At 51.1% G+C, this 18,990-nt stretch carries 15 protein-coding genes; 5 read left to right on the plus strand and 10 right to left on the minus strand.

Going from position 1 to position 18,990, the window contains the following annotated elements; translation table 11 throughout:
• Position 1 precedes the first annotated feature (1 nt).
• Positions 2–1,309: a 6-phospho-beta-glucosidase gene (locus tag AC0YNS_RS20230; RefSeq protein WP_475782779.1), complete on the plus strand. Its 1,308-nt coding sequence runs from the start codon at positions 2–4 to the stop codon at positions 1,307–1,309.
• A 241-nt stretch (positions 1,310–1,550) separates the two neighbouring features.
• Positions 1,551–2,603 (plus strand): NAD(P)/FAD-dependent oxidoreductase, encoded by a 1,053-nt coding sequence (locus AC0YNS_RS20235; RefSeq protein ID WP_475782780.1) that lies wholly within the window; start codon positions 1,551–1,553, stop codon positions 2,601–2,603.
• 572 nt (positions 2,604–3,175) lie between these two features.
• Here AC0YNS_RS20235 and AC0YNS_RS20240 read toward each other — a convergent pair.
• The 5 genes from AC0YNS_RS20240 to AC0YNS_RS20260 form a co-directional block, all read right to left on the minus strand.
• Positions 3,176–4,348, minus strand: coding sequence for a response regulator (locus tag AC0YNS_RS20240; RefSeq protein WP_475782934.1), 1,173 nt, complete (start codon positions 4,346–4,348; stop codon positions 3,176–3,178).
• Positions 4,326–6,158 (minus strand): sensor histidine kinase, encoded by a 1,833-nt coding sequence (locus AC0YNS_RS20245; protein ID WP_475782781.1) that lies wholly within the window; start codon positions 6,156–6,158, stop codon positions 4,326–4,328. The genes AC0YNS_RS20240 and AC0YNS_RS20245 overlap by 23 nt, the downstream gene beginning before the upstream one ends.
• Positions 6,159–6,188: 30 nt before the next feature.
• Positions 6,189–7,013, minus strand: a complete 825-nt coding sequence (locus AC0YNS_RS20250; protein WP_475782782.1) for a carbohydrate ABC transporter permease — start codon at positions 7,011–7,013, stop codon at positions 6,189–6,191.
• 18 nt (positions 7,014–7,031) lie between these two features.
• A complete protein-coding gene (locus tag AC0YNS_RS20255) occupies positions 7,032–7,922 on the minus strand; it encodes a carbohydrate ABC transporter permease (RefSeq protein ID WP_475782783.1) in 891 nt (296 codons plus the stop codon).
• Positions 7,923–8,024: 102 nt separating this feature from the next.
• Entirely contained in the window at positions 8,025–9,380 is a 1,356-nt protein-coding gene (locus AC0YNS_RS20260) for an extracellular solute-binding protein (protein WP_475782784.1), read from the minus strand.
• 373 nt (positions 9,381–9,753) lie between these two features.
• Here AC0YNS_RS20260 and AC0YNS_RS20265 point away from each other — a divergent pair, with 373 nt between their 5' ends.
• Positions 9,754–10,389 (plus strand): fumarylacetoacetate hydrolase family protein, encoded by a 636-nt coding sequence (locus AC0YNS_RS20265; protein ID WP_475782785.1) that lies wholly within the window; start codon positions 9,754–9,756, stop codon positions 10,387–10,389.
• Positions 10,390–11,193: 804 nt separating this feature from the next.
• On the opposite strand, the gene AC0YNS_RS20270 is transcribed toward AC0YNS_RS20265, so the two are convergent.
• From AC0YNS_RS20270 to AC0YNS_RS20285, 4 genes are all read right to left on the minus strand, one after another.
• Positions 11,194–11,682, minus strand: a complete 489-nt coding sequence (locus tag AC0YNS_RS20270) for a hypothetical protein (RefSeq protein WP_475782786.1) — start codon at positions 11,680–11,682, stop codon at positions 11,194–11,196.
• 168 nt (positions 11,683–11,850) lie between these two features.
• Positions 11,851–15,453: an Npt1/Npt2 family nucleotide transporter gene (locus AC0YNS_RS20275; RefSeq protein WP_475782787.1), complete on the minus strand. Its 3,603-nt coding sequence runs from the start codon at positions 15,451–15,453 to the stop codon at positions 11,851–11,853.
• Positions 15,454–16,038: 585 nt separating this feature from the next.
• On the minus strand, positions 16,039–16,197 hold the full coding sequence (locus tag AC0YNS_RS20280; protein WP_475782788.1) for a hypothetical protein: 159 nt from the start codon (positions 16,195–16,197) through the stop codon (positions 16,039–16,041).
• A gap of 81 nt (positions 16,198–16,278) precedes the next feature.
• Complete coding sequence (locus AC0YNS_RS20285) at positions 16,279–16,983, minus strand: pirin family protein (RefSeq protein WP_475782789.1); 705 nt, start codon at positions 16,981–16,983, stop codon at positions 16,279–16,281.
• A 90-nt stretch (positions 16,984–17,073) separates the two neighbouring features.
• On the opposite strand from AC0YNS_RS20285, the gene AC0YNS_RS20290 reads away from it, so the two are divergent.
• A complete protein-coding gene (locus tag AC0YNS_RS20290) occupies positions 17,074–17,382 on the plus strand; it encodes a hypothetical protein (RefSeq protein ID WP_475782790.1) in 309 nt (102 codons plus the stop codon).
• A gap of 22 nt (positions 17,383–17,404) precedes the next feature.
• Here AC0YNS_RS20290 and AC0YNS_RS20295 read toward each other — a convergent pair whose 3' ends face one another.
• Positions 17,405–17,641, minus strand: coding sequence for a DUF6953 family protein (locus AC0YNS_RS20295; protein WP_210661813.1), 237 nt, complete (start codon positions 17,639–17,641; stop codon positions 17,405–17,407).
• Between the two features lie 105 nt (positions 17,642–17,746).
• On the opposite strand from AC0YNS_RS20295, the gene AC0YNS_RS20300 reads away from it, so the two are divergent.
• Complete coding sequence (locus tag AC0YNS_RS20300) at positions 17,747–18,586, plus strand: prohibitin family protein (RefSeq protein ID WP_475782791.1); 840 nt, start codon at positions 17,747–17,749, stop codon at positions 18,584–18,586.
• Positions 18,587–18,990: the final 404 nt, after the last annotated feature.

Raw genomic sequence — 18,990 nt, forward strand, 5'->3', positions numbered from 1 at the left:
GATGGCAGACGGATTGAAGGTTGTTGTTATTGGGGGAGGTTCCTCCTATACCCCGGAGCTGGTTGAAGGATTTATTCGATTTCATCATGAGCTTCCGGTACGCGAGCTATGGCTCGTCGATATTGAGGCAGGTCTTCATAAGCTAAACATTGTCGGTAATTTAGCCAAACGTATGGTGGAACGCTCCGGCCTTCCGATCGAAGTGCACCTGACGACAGACCGCCGAACGGCGATCAAAGGCGCTGATTTCATCAGCACCCAGATGCGTGTCGGCATGCTCGAAGCGCGCGGCAGAGACGAGTCCATTCCGCTGAAATACGGCGTAATCGGGCAGGAAACGACCGGCCCAGGCGGCATGATGAAAGCATTGAGGACGATTCCGGTATTGCTGGACATCTGCCGAGATATCGAGGAGCTGGCGCCTCAAGCATGGCTGCTTAACTTCACGAACCCGGCAGGTATCGTTACCGAGGCCATCCACACCCATTCCAACGTACGCAGCGTCGGTCTGTGCAATGCTCCGATCGGACTGACCAAATGGCTGACTACCACATACGAAACAGCGCCGGAGCATATCTACACCGAGTTCGTTGGCTTGAATCACCTGCACTGGGTGACACGCGTAGACGTTAACGGCGTAGATAAGCTTCCTGAGCTGCTAAACAATACGGAAGGCTTCAGCGGCAAGAACGTGCCGCAGACAGGCTGGAATCCGGATTTCCTCCGCTCGCTCGGTGCACTGCCTTCTTATTATCTAAAGTATTTCTATATGACCGATGAGATGCTGGCCGAACAGCAGGAATCCTTCAAGCGAGACGGCAACCGCGCAGCAGTCGTGAAACGTGTAGAAGATGAATTGTTCCAGCTGTACGCTGACCCTGATCTGAGCGAGAAACCCAAGCAGCTTGAGCAGCGCGGCGGGGCTTACTATTCCGAGGCTGCCGTTAATCTCATGAAGTCGCTTTACAACGGCAAGAACGACATCCAAACGCTTAATGTCGCTAATAATGGCACGATTGACTTCTTGCCCGACAACGCGTCAATTGAAGTGAACTGTGTCGTGACGAAGAGCGGCCCGCTGCCCCTTCCTCTGACGAATGTGCCTCTGCATGTCAAAGGTTTAATTCATGCCGTTAAAACCTACGAGCAGCTCACAATAGAAGCAGCCGTCTCCGGCAGTCGTGATATCGCGCTCCAAGCGATGGTTCACCATCCGTTGGTACCGAGCGTAGAAATCGCGATTAAACTGCTGGATGAGATGCTGGAAGCGAACAGAGACTATTTGCCGCAGTTTTTCCCACAATCGTAATTGCAACAGTATAGACCGAGCAGAGAGTCATGGGACTCACTGCTCGGTCTTTTGTATTTATAAATTAACATTTTGTTCATTTTCTTTCTCCTACTTTCGTTGTATGATGATTATTGTGATAATGATTCTCAGTATCAGCGAATTTATTTCATGGGCTTTCATTTATATGAACCATTAATCATTACGTTTCGAGCAGCGGCGGAAACCAACTTAAATAGAGTAGAAGAAAGTAGGCACATACGTGAACAATCAACTGGAATTATTCGATGTTACCATAATCGGGGGCGGCCCGGCCGGCCTCTACTCCGCTTTCTATAGCGGCATGCGGGAGATGAAGACGAAGCTGATCGAAGCACGTGAAGAGCTAGGCGGACGCATTCTCATCTACCCGGAGAAAATGATATGGGATGTTGGCGGCCTCACCCCTACGCTTGGCGCCAAGTTAATCGAGCAGCTAGTGACGCAAGCGATGACGTTCGAGCCGACTGTCGTGCTCGGTCAGCATATTATCGGCCTCGAGCGGCAAGCAGACGATACGATAATACTTACTGCTGCATCCGGAGAGAAGCACTGGACGCGCTCGGTCGTGCTCGCGATCGGCTACGGCATTCTGGAGCTGGCAAAGCTTGAGATCGAAGGTGCGGATCGTTTCGAGGTGACGAACCTGCATTATACCGTGCAGTCGCTGGAGGAGTTCCGAGGCAAACATGTGCTCATCTCCGGCGGCGGGGACTCCGCGGTCGACTGGGCCAATATGATCGAGCCGATTGCGGCAAGCCTGACCGTCGTGCATCGACGGGATAAGTTCGGCGGCCATGAGCGCAACGTGACGCAGATGAGGCAATCGTCCGCATCCGTTCGTACGCCGTACGCTGTGCAAGCGCTGCACAGCAGCAACGGGAGCGCCATCGACCGCGTGTCGATTACCCATATGGAAACCGGCGAAGTAGAGCAGCTTAGTGTGGATGCGGTCATCGTCAACCATGGGCTGCGGTACAACTTCGGCGCGATTCGCGATTGGGGCGTCGAGATGGGAGAATGGAACGCCCATGTCAGCAGCAAAATGGAGACGAACCTCCCGGGCGTCTTCGCAGCAGGCGATTTCGTCGTGCACGATAGCAAGGTGCATCTGATCGCAGGCACGTTCACCGATGCCGTGAACGCGACGAACAGCGTCAAAACCTATCTTGACCCTGCCGCCGACAAGACGGCCTATGTCTCCTCGCACAACTCGCGCTTCAAGGAGAAGAATCGCCAGCTTGGCGTTGCCGTGGACGATGAGGAGGAGCATTAAGGGGGGCCGCCTCCTTCGTGCGACTCTCGTCGGTGAAATGTTGATTATTGAGCAACATATCACCGACGAGAGGCACCGAAATCACCAAATATTGCGATAAATGCAATATTCCAGGTCTATCCGTGCCAGATATGGCGAAAATCAATACGAATGTTGCATTTGAGCAGCATATTCGATATAAAGGCTGCTGCTAGGAGAGAATGCTGCATGTTGCGCAACATATTCACTGCGAGTTTAACTCCGAGATGCAAAAAGGGCTGAGAGATCGCCTACGATCACTCAGCCCTGAACTGTTACTACTTTTCACCGGGAATGTAGGACACCTGGAGGTCTAGATGAGAGAAACTTCGGCGAATTGAGCCCATGTAGCGAACCAGGAGGTCTACATGGGAGCAACTTCGGCGAAATCAGACCATGTAGCGCACCAGGAGGTCTACTTCTTGGAAGCAACTTCAGCGAATTGAGCCCATGTAGCGCACCAGGAGGTCTACTTGGGAGCAACTTCGGTGATTTGAGCCCATGTAGACCTCCAGGAAATCTACTTATGAGCAACTGCGGCTAGCTCAGCCACGCTACCTCTCCGCCAGAAGCTGCTGGCGGTATTCCGTCGGCGTTACGTTCATCTTCCTGCGGAACACCTGCGTGAAATGGCGTACATCCGAGTAGCCGATTCGCTCGGCGATTTCGGCCAGCTTGAGGCCCGGCTGCAGCAGCAGCTCCCTTGCCTGCTCGATGCGCAGACTGATGACGTAGTCTTTGTACCCTTGCCCTGTCTTCTGCTTGAACAACTGGCTGAAATAGATCGGATTCAAGAACACGACCGACGCCACCTTCTCGAGCGACAGCTCCTCGTTATAATGCGCCTTCAAATATTGCAAAGCCACCTCGATTGCCTTGTCCCCGCCCTCTTGACGATCGCCTGCAGTCGTCACCGACGACTGGCGCAAACGCCTTACCTCGTCCGGAATGTGAGTAAACTCACGAATCATATCCGAAGATGTAATATGAAACGGCACCTTGAGATAGTGGCTGAGATGCGTGCGCAGCTCCTGCAGCAGTTCGCCCTCGGTCCGATTATCCTCCAGTTGAACAAGCCCAAGCAAGCTCTGGCGGTCGAAGTTGACGACAACCCCTTGTCCATGCCGATCAATCAGCTCAGACATTACATTTTCGATAATAAAATGCTCCAGCTGTACGTTCTTAACCGCCTCTTCTATCCGCACCATGATCAAACGGAATTCCGGGTATCGGTCGATCAGCTCGCCGATGTCCAAGTTGCCGATATCGAGTCCCGACGCCAGCCGCTGGAAGACGGCTTCCCGCAAGTACTTCAGGTTCGTCTTCAGCAGCTCGCTTTCCCTCGTAATCGCGGACTCCTGCTTCGCTTCATCGGCCAGCTGCGCCATCAGCTCGACAAGACGTGTTTTGCCAATCGGCTTAAGCAGGTAGTCGCGCGCACCTAGCCGCACTGCCTTCTGAGCGTACGAGAACTCGGAATGCGCGGAGATGACGACCCATTTGGCATGGGGATACTTACGGCGGGACATCTTCATAAACTCCAAGCCATCGATGCCGGGCATCAATATATCCGTCAACACAATATCAATCGGCTGACTGTCCATCAGTTTAACCGCTTCCTCCGCCGAAGCTGCCAAATGAATGGAATAGTCGGGAAAAGCCCGCTTGATCGTCCGTTTCACGCCTTCACGAATGACGCCTTCATCATCCGCGATGAGAATATTCACTGCCATGGACAGTCGCTCCTTCCTTGGTCGGCGGCAGAAGAAGCGGCACCGTAATGATTGCGGTTGTCCCTTCGTTCAGCACACTCCTAAGTTCCACACCGTATGCATCGCCATACATATGCCGAATCCGCCGCTGCAGGTTCACCAGACCGATGCCGCCTTCATGCCGGACTGCCTCATGCTCCTCCAGTTCAGCCTCATCCTCCGGATTCAGCAGCGATGCATTCAACTTTGCCAGCGCAGCCTCATCCATCCCCGCACCGTTATCCTGCACGATGATTCGCAATTGACGTTCATCCGCTTCCGTGTAGACGCGCAGCGAGCCGCACCGATCAACGAGCGGCTCCAAGCCGTATTTCACCGCGTTTTCGATAATGGGCTGCAGGGTCATTTTGGGCAATGGGATGTTCAGCCACGGTTCTCCTACATCTATGTCCACGGTTAGGCGTCCTTCCAAGCGTGTCACAATAATCGTCAGATAATGCTCGGTCTGTTCGATTTCCTCCCGCATACTGACCGCATGATCTTCCCAATAACTGCTGTAACGGAACAGCCGCGATAGAGACAGCACCACTTCGCCCAGCCGGTCATGGCCTTTCTCATCGAGCATCCAGTAGATCATATCAAGCGTGTTATAGAGAAAATGGGGATTCACCTGCGACTGCAGCGCCTTCAGCTCCGCATTCTTCTCACTGACAGAGGAGATCTTCACCCGTTCAATAAGCTCTGCGATCTGATTCACCATCTGATTAAACGAAGCGACCAATATGTTGATTTCCTGATAAGAGGTGACATTCAGCGAGCCGCGGAAATTACCGATTTCGACCTGCTTCATCTCGGAGATCAACCGCTTAAGCGGCGAAGATATCGTCCGCGAGAAAATCGTCGCAATGAGCGTCGCAACCAGAACGAGCGCTGAGCCTACCAGAAGCAGAAACCGCTGCGTCTCCGCCAGCTCTACATTCAGATCCTTATCCGGCGTCACGCTGAGTACCGTCCAATCTGCATAAGGAAGCTTCGAAGATACGATTAACTGATCATCTTTCTCCATCACAACCGGAATCCCATCAATCGGGCGCTCTAAGCTCGCAAGCCAGGGTTCATCCCAAGTGATAGAGGTCGTGGAGACGACTTTTCCCTCACCGGACATCAAAAAAACCTGGCTATGCGCGCCAAGCTTCAAATTCTCCATAGCCGCAATAATCGCCCTCGGACTTGTTTCGAACAGCTCGATACCAACCTGCTTATGATTGTTCAGATCATAGATCGGCCGGCCAAAAGCAAACACAGAGCGGTTCTCCACCTGATCGATAATGGAGCGTTCAAACACACCAAGCCATACCATACTGCCGGTAGATGCTTTGATTTGCTTATACCAATCGGTTTTCGCATAGTCCGGGTCCACTACATTGGCGTAGTTTCCGTAGTTATACACTTTCCCTTTGTCCGTTAATACATGAATCCCGATGATATCCTCCTGCGACAGGAAGGCTGCGCCAAGGATATTCGTAATGTTCCGCTCATTAAAATAATCGACAGCAGGGCTGTCGACTACAGGATTGCTCAGAATCCGAGCTAAATCGTTATTGCCGATGACGGACTTGGACAGACTGTCATAGCTTTTCAGAAGAAGGTCAAACAAACCTACCGTCTGCGATACGTTCTGCTTGGATAAGCCGCTGACCTTCTCATGAAATTGCACCGTCGTTCGGTTATAGTACAGAATGCTGACGATCAGTAAGATTGCAGCCATACTGATGAGGAACAGCACGAATAATCGGTATTGAATGGAGTGAAATCCGCGTGCCACTGGCCTTTCCGCCTCTCATGAACCCATTCCTTACCCTTTCACCGCTCCGGCTACCATACCCTTCGTGATTTTCTCGGAGAGTACGAAGTAAACGAGCATAACAGGCAAGGCGCCAAGTACAAGGTATGCACCGATTGCACCAAAATTGGCGTTGTACTGACTAACGAAATTATATATGCCGAAAGGAAGAGTTTTCAACTTCTCTGCAGAGATAAATGTCGCAGCCATGATGTACTCGTTCCAAATCGTGATGAACGTCAGGATTACTACTGTCATAATCGGCGGTACCGATATCGGCAGGATGATGCTGCGGAAGATCCGGTATACGCTAGCTCCGTCCATAAAGGCCGACTCTTCGATCTCGGCTGGGATGCCGCGCATAAATCCGCTGAGGATAAAGACGGCAATCGGCGTCGAGAACGCGATATACGGCAGAATGAGCGACAAACGAGTATTCAGAATATCCAAGTTACTGAAAATAACCATAAGCGGCAGAAGCGTTGCTTGCATCGGAATCATCATCCCAAGCAGAAAGATCAATGTTACAAGCGGTCCATACTTCCATTTGAATCGCGAAATCGCATATGCCACCATGGAGCTCAGCACGATAACGCAAACCAATGTAATCGAGGTAACAATCAAGCTGTTGCTCAAGTATTTCAAGTAATGACCGCTCGTATAAGCGGCTTTATAGTTACCCCATTGCGGCGAGGTCGGCAGAGAAAAGAAATGACCGCCGAGAATTTGCTCGTTTGTTTTGAGCGAGTACATCACAAGCCAGAGCAATGGGTAAATTTGCGTGACGACAAGGATCGAGAGAAGTAGATACACGAGCCCTTTTTTAATACCTGCCATGTTCTTTGTTCTCCCTTCTTAGCTGTATTTCGCTTCGACTTTTTTGAAGACGAAATTGATGACGACTGTAAAAATCAAGCAAATCATGACAAGGATTGTAGCGAGTGCACTTCCGTATCCGTATTTAAGCGATAGGAACGACATGTTGTACATATGCATCGAAATGGTATCCGTCGCATGTGCAGGACCGCCGCCTGTCATTACCCAAACAAGGTCGAAGGCTTGCAAGGAGCCGATAAACGCAAGAATGATTGAGATTTTGAAGATCGGAATCGCCATCGGATACGTAATGTACCAGTCGGATTTGAAGCCTTCCGCGCCGTCGATTTTGGCCGCTTCATAAATTTCACTCGAAATGTTCTGCACACCTGTGTATTGAATGAGCAGATGGTAACCGAAGTATTGCCATAGCGATACAAAATACAAACAGTACATGGCAACTTTCGGCTCTGTCAGCCAGCTGCGTGTCCAGCTTTCCAGTCCAATCGCGTTCAGAACGCCATTGAGCATACCGCCCATTTCAGTTGGGTTGTAGATCGTTTTCCAAAGTTGACCAATAATAACGACTGACAAGATAACAGGTACAAAATAGAGCGAAACCAGCGTGTTTGCTTTACGTACGTAACGATTCATCAGTGCTGCGATAAATAGACAGATCGGAATTTCCGCCATGGAAAATACCGAGTACATTAACGTGCGGCGAACGGATGGCCAGAAGTTTGTATCTTCAGTCAGGATCGTTTTAAAGTTATCGAGCCCGATAAATTTCGCCTTGTTGATGCTGTCCCAATCCAGCAAGCTGTCGTATACCGAAACGACGATCGGAACGAACACGAGGCAGATATAGAGAAGCAGACACGGCAGGACGAAAACTGCAATAGTGCGGGCCGGGACTTTTAAAACATTCACTGGGGTTGCCTCCTGATCGTAATAGATTGAAAATAAAGCCGTAAACGGATGGAAGCCGCTAAGTATGCCTCCACCCGCAAACGACTAGCTATTTAGTACTTCTTATTTATTCGCGTCAAATGCTGCTTGGTGCTCCTGAGCTACTGCTGCAGGGTCAACCTTTTGAACGAACATGTTTTGGATGCTGCTAAGGTGAGCTTGTGCGATAGCTGGTTTCATTGTGTTATCGAACGCCAGGTCTCCGCCTTTAACGCCTTTGAACAGATCAAGTACGCTGATTGCAAGATCGGAGTAGCCAGCTGCTTTGAAGTCACCTTCAATGATTTGACCGCTGCCTACTGCGTTTTTCAGCTCGAACTGTTTCTTAGGCATGTTCAGCATGAAGTAGTTCAGGAAATCTTTTGTAGCTTGCAGATGTTTGCTGTTAGCCGAGATTGCGAATGCGGAACCCGGAGCAAGCATGAATTGGTCTGGATCGCCTTTGCCGCCTACAGTAGGGAATTTGAATGCGCCCACTTTGCCGCCAACGGAGGAAGCATCGATTGCGCCTGTTTCCCAAGTACCCATGATCATCATAGCTGCTTTACCTGTTTTGAATAGGTTGCCGCCTGTGTTGTAGTCAACGGATGTTGCGCCTTCGTTGAATGCTTTGGCTTGGATCAGATCTTGCATTTTGGATACTGCGTCTACGAATGCAGGATCATTAAATGTTTTCTTGCCGTCTTGCACGTCTTGCAGGAAGCCAGGGCCGCCGTTTGTGCGAAGCAATACGTTCATGAACAAGAACGAACCTGTCCAAGAATCCTTCTCACCGATTGCGATTGGCGTGATGTTTTTGGCTTTCAATTTCTTCACGTCATCGATGAACTGCTCGTAAGTCGTAGGTACTTCAGTAATACCTGCTTGTGTGAACAGATCTTTGTTGTAGTAAACAACTTCGATATTGTTGCCGTCTGGCAATGCGTATACGTTGTTGTCGAAGCTGTAGTAGTCGAGAAGACCTTTTTGGAATGTATCTTTCAGGCCGTTCTGATCCAGCATATCGTTCAATGGAGCGAAGAGGCCAGCGTCTACGAAAGGCTTCATTTGTGCGGATGGGTTCACGATCGTGATGTCCGGCACTTCTTTGGAAGCGGCTTGCGTTTTAAGCTTCAGCTTCTGTTGGTCTGTGTTAAGCGTATCCAGCTCGATCGTTACGTTCGGGTGATCCTTCGTGTATTGATCTACGATCGAGTGAAGCATTTTGTACGAAGGCGTTTCAGGATCCGGGTAGATGTTCTGGAACGTGATCGTTACTTTCTCGTCGCTTGCGTTGCCGCCTGCATTTGTGCCTGCGTTTGTACCTGTATTCGTATTATCTGCTGTGTTATTGTCTTTGTTACCACATGCTGTTGCTCCAAGCAGCAATGCTGCTGCCGTCAACGCAACTGCAGTTGTTTTCATCGTTTTGCTTGCCATGTTCTCTATTCCCCCTCGGGTTGATATACGCTTATTATCATGCACAGAGGCATCAGCAACAATGCGCGAAATCAAGGAGTGAGGTTTGCTTTTTCAAGGTTGTGTGAAGAAAACAGACTTCTTCTGCACCAATAAGAAGAGCGGAATGCGCGCCTGCGGTGGCTGAATTCAAACAAATATGTAAAGGATTACAAGCATATGCCGGTGAGTTATGTGCGGGAAGGCGAGCGGTTTGCAACTTTCGAAACAACTTTCGGAACAGCTTTCGAAACAATTCGAAACTTAAATAATGTACCTCCGTCGTGCTATGATGGTAGAAGCGTTAGAACATTGATGTACTCACTATCCCCCATAAGCGAAAGGACGTTTATTCATGGAATCAATCCGTAATATTTATTGCGTCGGACGCAATTATGCGCTGCATGCCAAAGAGCTCGGCAACGATGTGCCGGAGGAGCCGATGATCTTCTCCAAGCCTACGCATGCGCTTCATCCCGCAGTGGGCAAGCTTGAACTTCCCGGCACCATCGGCGAAATTCATTATGAACTGGAGGTTGTGGTGCGCATCGGAGCGAGTTATCTGCCGGGCATGAAGGCTGAAGAACTCGTGGACGGCATTGCGCTCGGCATCGACCTGACGGCGCGCGATGTACAGTCGAAGCTGAAGGAGAAGCGCCATCCTTGGCTGCTGGCGAAAGGCTTCGTCGGCTCTGCGGTGCTGAGTCCGTTCACACCGTTTACAAGCGTGGAGGATTTCACGCAATTAACGTTTAGCCTGCTTAAGAACGAGGAGACGGTGCAAACCGGCTGTCCGCAGGACATGATCTTCCCGCTGCAGCAGTTGGTCGACTTCATCGGCACCAACATGGGACTCGGCGCAGGCGATGTCATCTACACCGGCACACCGGCCGGCGTTGGTCCTCTGGCCGATGGGGACATGCTGGAGATGAAGCTGATCGCCGGCGGCAAGGAAGAGACCTATGGTCCACTTTATGTGGACATGATTTGATTGATGGGCCGCCCCGGGTTATGTGGGGCGGTTTTTTTGTGTTGGCCGCGGGGGCGCCGGGGTTGGCCGTGGGGCGAGGGCATTCCCGTGGCGTGGCCTATGGCCCTAGGGGAGGCGCGGGTGACTGCGCGGTAGACTTCTAGGTAAGCTTCTTGGCACCAAATTCGCTGCTATCGCCACCATGTAGACCTCTAGGTAAGCTTCTTGGTACCAGATTCACTGCTTTCTCCATCATGTAGACTTCCTGATTAGCTTCTTTGCACCAAATTCGCTTCCATCTCCATCATGTAGACTTCCTGATTAGCTTCTTGGCACAAATTCGTTGATTCCTCCACCATGTAGACCTCCTAGTCAGCTTCTTACTCCAGATTCGCTCGCTCCCGCTACAGCCGTGCCTCTTGTGTTGCAACTATTGTAATTGGAGCTGAGAGTCCGTTTTGGGGACTTTCAGCGTTATTCCGGCATGGTTTTCGCGCTGAGAGTTCAATTTTTGCACTCTCAGCCAACTTTCACAGGGGGGACAGGTTAGTTTGTTTGATGAGAGTCCGTTTTGGGGACTCTCATCTTCATACCGTTGTGGTTTTGATGATGAGAGTTCAATTTCCGCACTCTCAGCCATCTTTCGAAGGGGACTGGTTAGTTGAGGTGCTGAGAGTCCGTTTTGAGAACTCTCAGCTTCTTTTCGCCGTGGTTTTCGAGATGAGAGTTCAGTTTCCGCACTCTCAGCCATCTTTCGCGGGGAGACTTAGCGGCGCGCCAACGAACAACAAAGGACAGCTCCACAAACCCGAGCTGTCCTTCCCGTTACTCATACATCGCAAGTGCCGACACCGAGATTGCTGCGATTCGGTCGTCCTTTAACTCGAACTCCAGCGCCAACCGATTCTCTTTGTCGATGTAGCCAAATGCATTTCCACGCGTATAGTAGTTTTCCCCGTACAGCTTCTGCGCGCTTTCCCGGGTATCGCCCAGTTTCACGCCCTTCGAGGTAGCGACCTTGGGGCTGAGCGAGTAGGCCAGCACGACATTACTGAGCGAGGTGTACTGATATTCCTCGTACATGAATAGAAAAGTTCTGCCGTTATTAAGCGTACGCTGCGGCTTACCTAACTTGGTAACGAGCTCCTGCTCGGTAAGGCCCAGCTTCACCTTATCCCCGCTTTTCTCGGTACTCAAGTCAGTCGAGCCAATTTTGTCGATGAACGTTAGCGGCGTTTCACTCTTGCCACCGCATGCTGCAAGCAGTATAGCTAAGCCACTTAATAAGATGATGAATTGCATGATGCGTTTCACTGCAAACCTTCACTCCCTCATACACTTAAACGGCGCGAAACGCCGACTTCCGGCTTTCGCATCCCGTTTTCCAATCTCAAGCATTCAGCTTCTCAGGTTCCAACGTCATTCCAGCCATTCAGGCCTCTGCTATCCTGACTACTCCGATTTCTGACTTTCACTTACAGCTTACAGCATCCCGCGAAGCCTGTCCGCAAGCACCTGCATCATGCTGCGCAATACGCCAATGTTCTGGAAGCAAAGCATGAACACTTGGTCGCGGTGCAATTGAAGCAGTACAGTCGGGCTCGCTGCTGTGCAATCTGCGGAACGAAGTCCGCTGTCGATGACGGCCATTTCGCCGAAGCATTCGCCTTCCGCGAGCGTCGCGAATGTTTGGCTGCCCTTATGTACGCGAACGCTTCCCTCTATAATACCGTACAACGTATCGCCGTAATCATCAACCCGGCAGATCGATTCACCCGCCGCGTACTCCACTTCCTCAACAAGCTGCGCGAGAGCGATGACATCCTCTTGGGATAAACGGGCAAACAGATCGATCTTTTGCAGAATGAGCACCCGCCGCAAAATAATATCGTTCGCCATGCCGTGCCCCTCTTGTGAAGACTCCGTGACCGCCCCTCCTGCATCAGCAGCCGAAGCCGCTGCAACTTCCGCTTGATGCTCCTCCGCAGGAATCGAACGAACCGACGATTGCTGTGCCAGCTTCGAGCGCAGACGCCTCGAGAGCAGCTTCATCATTTCAAGCGCAATGCCGGTACGGTCAAAGATCACATCATAGAAGCCCGACGAATCGAGCCGCCACAATACAAGATCCTCTTCGGCCATAACCGTAGCTGTCCGCAATCGACGCGTCAAAATCGCGGTCTGTCCGAAGCACTCTCCGGCATTACGTTCATTGATTTTCTCAGCGCCACGATAAATACCGGTTCGCCCGCTTTGAATGAGATAGAGCGCATCTCCGGGATCATTCACCTGAAACACGGTAGCCCCTTTCGAATAGGTCACCCGCTCCATGCGCATCGCAATCATCGAAAGCTCCCGTGCCGACAACCCATCGAACAAGGAGACCTTCTTCAACATGGAAATCCGTTCCATCTGTTCGCTTAGCCATGTCTCATCTACGGAATGTCGGCCAGGTACCGCCTCTTCCGCCTTGCTCCTTGAAGCAAACTGAATAACTTGGCAGAGCCACTCATCGCCTTGATCATTCATCCAGTCTAATTCAAGCGACGCCTCGTTCTTCACGACATTCGCTGTCACCGTACGGGAAGCCGACATCAGCTTCGCCAGCTCCATTCGCAGGTTCCCCTGCACCAGCTGGTCGATAATTTCTGCCGCATTCGCTTGTTGGCGTGCCGCGCCTTCGGTCCAGTTCACGTACACCGCTTGAATGGTTTTGGCTTCATAGATAAAACCGAGCAGCAGGAATATCCGCTTAATCATCGCAGAACGAACCTGCTCGACCGCTTCCGCCACTTCCTCATAGCCTTCAACTGCAATGAGATCACCTTGGTACGAAGTAAACCGTCCGTACAGCTCCAGCTCGAGCAATATATTCGCCTCGAACCCTTTGGCATCCACCTGCTGGATGCCTTTACGCATCCGGGTCATCGCTTCCAACAGCTTATCTCGCATTTCGAAATTCGCCGGTTCATATCGCTGGAACAACAAGTCGAAAGCCTGCTGCCCGCCGATTCGCTCAAACACTTTCGGCAAATGTAAAGTTACCGATTCCACATCAAAATAGGCTGCGAGCAGCTTCAGAATCTCCCGCTCATCATAAGCAGCCAGCGTTTCGACAGCCGCCTCCCGTGTCTCGTTATGCTGCAGCATCGGCACAATATGCGGCACAAGCTCCGGCACTTGCAGCACAGCAGCGGACTGCACAGCGAATTTACGAACTTGCGGCGCCTCATCCCGAAGCAGCGGAATCAGCGGTTTGTAGAACTCCCGAATGCCGATCTGACCGAATAGAATTGCCATTGAAGTACGCTCATCCTCACGAGAGCTCTCCATGAGTTCCTTCAACGTGCCCACGGCGCGGAACATTCCCTCGATGCCGTAATATTTGATCAAACCCGCAATGGCAGCCGACTTCACGTCCATGTCCTCTTCGCTAAGCCGCGCCGTAATATCATCCAAATGCTCATCCTTCGCATACGCCGCCAAAGCAAGGATGGCAGCAGCCCGAACTCGGCTATGCCCTTCCCCAATAAGCGCCAGCAGCGATTCTTCTTGCCCTGCAGGCTGCTTCCGTTCCATGTAACGAAGCGCCTCTTCGCAAACCTCTTGCGAGGGGTGACGAAGCAATCCTTCCAGATGCGGCATAAGGTCAAATCCATCAATATCCTGCAAAATCTTCAGCGCATACAGCACCTGCACCTTATCGGGCTGCACAAGTGTATCCGTCAGCACCCGCAAGCTGGCAGGGTCCATCAGATCGAGCTGACCCTCATGCAGGTCATGTCCCCTGGTTTTCAAAGTAGACAGAAGCGCCTCCAGGTAAGCCCCTTTCACCTTCACGGCTGCTACGATACAGACGCAAAGCAGCGTCAAAATCACATAGCTAAACTGCTGCGTCGTCAACAGCTGAGACAGCAGAATTAAACTGACAGCGGCGATCCCTTTGGCACCGTTACGAACGATACCGTCAAGGAAGCTCTTCGCCGAATTACGCCACTCCGGCGGAATCGGGAACATGACGAGCTGGCTGACCGATGAATAAATCGTATCGCCAAGCACCTTGTCGCTCCCTTTTACAATCACAACCATCGCCAGCACAGGCATCATCAATACGCCGAGGCTTCCGGTGAACAGGGCAATCGGGAATACCAAGATCGCAGTCATGACACCGAACCTTGTAAGCAGCTTACCCGCGACGAATAGCTGAATAAACAATGCCAGCAACCCGGAGAATCCATAGAAGCTCCCCATAAATCCGGCCAATGCCTCATCCTGAAGCGTCCCCCGCAAAATAACCTTAAACTGATAGTCGATCAACGTCAGGGTAATAACGAGCGCCGCTGACATGATTGCAATATATTTGAGATGGGGGACATTGCGGAATAAGCCGCCGCTTTCCTTCTTCTTCGCACCGCTGCCGCCAGCCTGTTTACGTTGAGGCTTAACGGAGGTGAACAGGTCTGACCCTTTCCCTGCGAGCTTCAATAACCGAATAACCGCTACAAGCGCAAGCAGTTGAAGCGCGGCATAGAAGCAAATCAGGTTCGCTGTCCCTACTAGAGGAACAACAAGCTTCAGACCGAAACCACTTATTATTCCGCCCATAAGTCCGCCGCTGCCGACAAGTCCGATGGTCCGTTTGACCTTGCGCTGATCCAGAATGGACGCTGCAAACTGCCAGAAACAGACGATCATAAGGAAATTGAACACATCATAACCAACGTAGATTACCGGATATACCCAGCTGAAATCCATGCCCACGCCAAGCCGCGAGATCAACACCAGCGCAGAAATAAGCGGAATGAGCAGCTTCAGCAAATGATCCATCCGAAACCGCGGACTGAATCGTTGGAACAGCAGCCCGATTAACAGAAGCGCTGCCGACTGCGGCACATACATAAAGGAAAGCTGCGAGGCGCCGAAACGGGACAGAAACAGCGCATCCGCCGCAGTTCTGCCAACCGTCGAAGCCGATGAAACCGCAAACAAATAAATAAAGAGGAAAAGCACCTTCGTATACTCTTCCTTGTCTTCGCCAAATTTGCGAAAGGTTTGCCCAAACGCGTTTCCCGAAATTAATTTCATTACCGGCCGCTCCTACCCGAACACTTTAGTGACATCTTTTAGTAATTTTCGACAGAGGGAATCCGATGTCCTCCAAAAGTCGCAATCATTTTACAGGAAAAAAGTCCCATTACGATGAGGGGTGGAGAACAACGCAAAAAGAGCACAGACCAGATGGGTCCGTGCTCTTTGCTCTCAGGCTACTCGAGAAAGACTGGGGCAGCCACTTTCATGTTTAACGGTTGCCAGCGTGGCTATTTCATGGAAATAAGCCTGTTTGAAACTCTAGCGGTTGTGACAGGCGTTATTTGCAGCAAATGGGGCGATTTCCAGTGGGAAACACTCAAATAAGCTCGTTGGCAACCGTTAGAAAATAAAAAGGGCCAATTTAGGCCAAATAACCACTCTCACAACCGTTAGCGTTGGCATGCGAAAAAACATACGCTCATCGCAAATTTTGCGGAGCCATTAATGGGCAGATAAGCGCTCAGCCGCCCAACCCAGCAAGCCCCTTCGGTGCTACTCAGACTATCGAGACTTTCACGGAGGGAGACAACGAGAGCACAGACCCGATAGGCCTGTGCTCTCCTCACTTGCTTCAATCGCTTACTTCCCGCCTGCTGCCGCTCCGTTATCCGATTCCTCGCCGGTAGTTTGATAGGCGATTAATACGATATTGCTGGCTGTTTGCTTACGCAAATCCGATTCGAATTGCTGCAGCTGCGCCAATAGCTGTCCGTCTAGTTGAGCCGGTTTATAATTCACGAGAGTCCCTCCATTGCTAGATTTCAGGTTTACTCTCATTGTTAACTGCAATAGCCCTGCTTATGCGTCGACCGGACAGAATTATGGCAAATCGATCAGCATGAATTGCCCGCCATTCTTGCTGGCAATAACGAGCTCCTCCAGATCGGTAATTCGCGCGGAATCGCTTCGGCTCAACTGATGCTCACCGTTTAACGTGACTTCACCTTCCATGACGAACAGGAAGATTTTGCGTGCGGCATCCTGCTCGAACGAAACGCTGTTACCTGCTTCAAGGCGAGAAAGGTAAATGGTAAGATCCTGATGAATCGATGTGATCGTTTCGCTTTGAAGACGCTGCGACACAATGGGAAGCAGTGCATTCTTCATCGCAGCAGAATCGAACGCCTTTTGCTCGTAAGACGGTGTTAGCCCCTTCGCCTCTGGGAGGAACCACATCTGCAGCAGGTTAGCTACTTCGGTGTCTGACGAATTGACTTCGGAATGCAGAATCCCCGTTCCCGCTGTCATGCGCTGAACCTCGCCTGCTCTTAAAACCTCTTTGCCGCCCGTGTTGTCCTCATGCGCGAGCTCGCCCCGCATCACGACCGTAACGATCTCCATATCCCGGTGCGGATGCGTGCCGAATCCTTTGCTTGGTTGAATATAATCCTCATTAAATACGCGCAGCGGACCAAAATTCAAGTTGTCCGGATCGTAATAATCTGCAAACGAAAAACTAAAATTAAACTGTAGCCATCCCAAGTCCCCAGAATGTCTCGATGCTGCCGGATATATTGCGATCATGGTCCAGAACACTCCTCATGATTTCATTTTTACTCACTTACTTTATGTAAGTATGTGTGCTATAGTTAGCTTTGTCAAGGAGGGATTCCATTGGATCATTTGTACATTCGCCACACCGTTGGCGGCCGATTATTTCTCGATTCGAAGAAGCATGAACTAACGTTCTCCATCGCACCCGCAGAGGGCCGAGAAGGCTGGAAGCTCTGTATTGATGCCGTGGAAGAATCCATCGGCGCACCGATTTGCCGGCATCATGACGAGCTGAATATCTTTGTCGTCGCCGATGGCGCTGTTGATCAGAAGACTTGGTATTATTCTACACATGGCCTCGTCGAATATGACGCAGCAGCCAATCAGCTCATCATCTGGGCCGATGGCAGAATCGACTACACCGTCTAGCTTGTGTAAGCTCGCTTCACCTTTATACCCAACCCCAGAAAAACCCGTCCCGCTCCCAAGCTGCGCGCCCGCCGTGCAGCTTTTTGAATGCTTTCTTGACTTCCTTGTCGATGGACTCGTTGCCATTCTCATTGACATAAATAAACTGCTCCCCGAAATGCGCCTTGATATGCGCAACCGCCTGCTCCTGACGCAGCATGCCTGCCGACTTCAGCTCCTGTACCATCCACTCTGCTGCTTCTTGCGCTGTATGTTCCATTTTACCCATCGCCTCTTCCCGCTTGCATTTGTTGAACCATTTGTTCGCCAACTCCGTATGTATCGATTAAGTACGCATACCTATTTATTAGGAGGGGTTGCCATTATGCATGTTGTGGAACCGAATACGAAGAAGGTCAATTTGAAGCCCTATATTCTGTATGCCCTATTGATCGTGGTCGGTGTCATCGTCGCCTTTAACGGGTTCCAGACCGTCCAGTACGGCAATGTCGGTTTGTACAAAACGTTCGGTAAATTGAATGATAACATACTGTCGCCCGGCATTCATATGAAAATCCCATTCGTGCAGAGCATCATTCAGGTGAATGTGCAGGTGACCAAGGCGGAGACCGATACGAGTGCGTCCTCTATGGACTTGCAGCCTGTTTCCACGCATGTGGCCGTCAACTACTCCGTCGACAAAGCGGCCGCGTATAAGCTGATGAACAACGTCGGCGGCTCGTTCGACAATGTGATCGTGAACCCGGCTATTCAGGAAATCGTAAAAGAAGTGACTGCCCGCTACCCGGCGGAGGACTTGATTGCGAAGCGCGACGTCGTTGCCGCCGAAATCCGGGAGCACCTGACGACGCGGCTCGCCAAGTATAATTTGATCGTGGCAGACATTAACATCGTGAACTTCAAGTTTTCCGATGCGTTCAACGCGTCGATCGAAGCGAAGCAGGTTGCGCAGCAGCAGGCGTTGAAGGCCGAGAACGACCTCAAACGGGTACAAATCGAGGCGAAGCAGAAGATCGCTCAGGCACAGGCGGAAGCGGAATCGCTGAAGCTGAAGAAGCAAGAGGTAACGCCGGAGCTAATCCAGCTGAAGCAAATCGAGGTGCAGGAGATGGCCGTGGAGAAATGGAACGGCAGCCTGCCTAACGTGACCGGCGGAGCGACACCGTTTATCGATGTGAGCAGCTTTGGGAGCGGCGGGAAGTAGGTCGAGTGGTTGAGAGTTGGTTGAACGGTTGATAAAGGGCAAGTTAGAAGGCTGGAGCCGGGGGTTGAGGCTCTCGGCCTTTTGTGTTTTATAGCCGGTTGGTCAAAGGGGCGCGCTTTCTAAAGTGGTTTCGCACGGGGATCTTCTTTCGTCTAAAACTCGCACTTGTGCGGTATCTGCTACCTCTCTTTTACTCTTCTTGCTGAAATACCACCAATGTGCGGTGCCTGCTACCTCTCTTTCATTCTTATCTTGCGCTCGTTTCACCGCTATCTGGCCAATCTGAGTCTCTTTTCGTCGAATTTAAATTTATGTAGTTTCGGGATCCTCTTTAATGGGGTTCGTTAATTTGCTGAGAGTTCGTTTTTCGCACTCTCAGCACCTTTTGCAGGGAGAGGGGGGGT

The organism is Paenibacillus sp. J22FR21, from assembly GCF_056269135.1.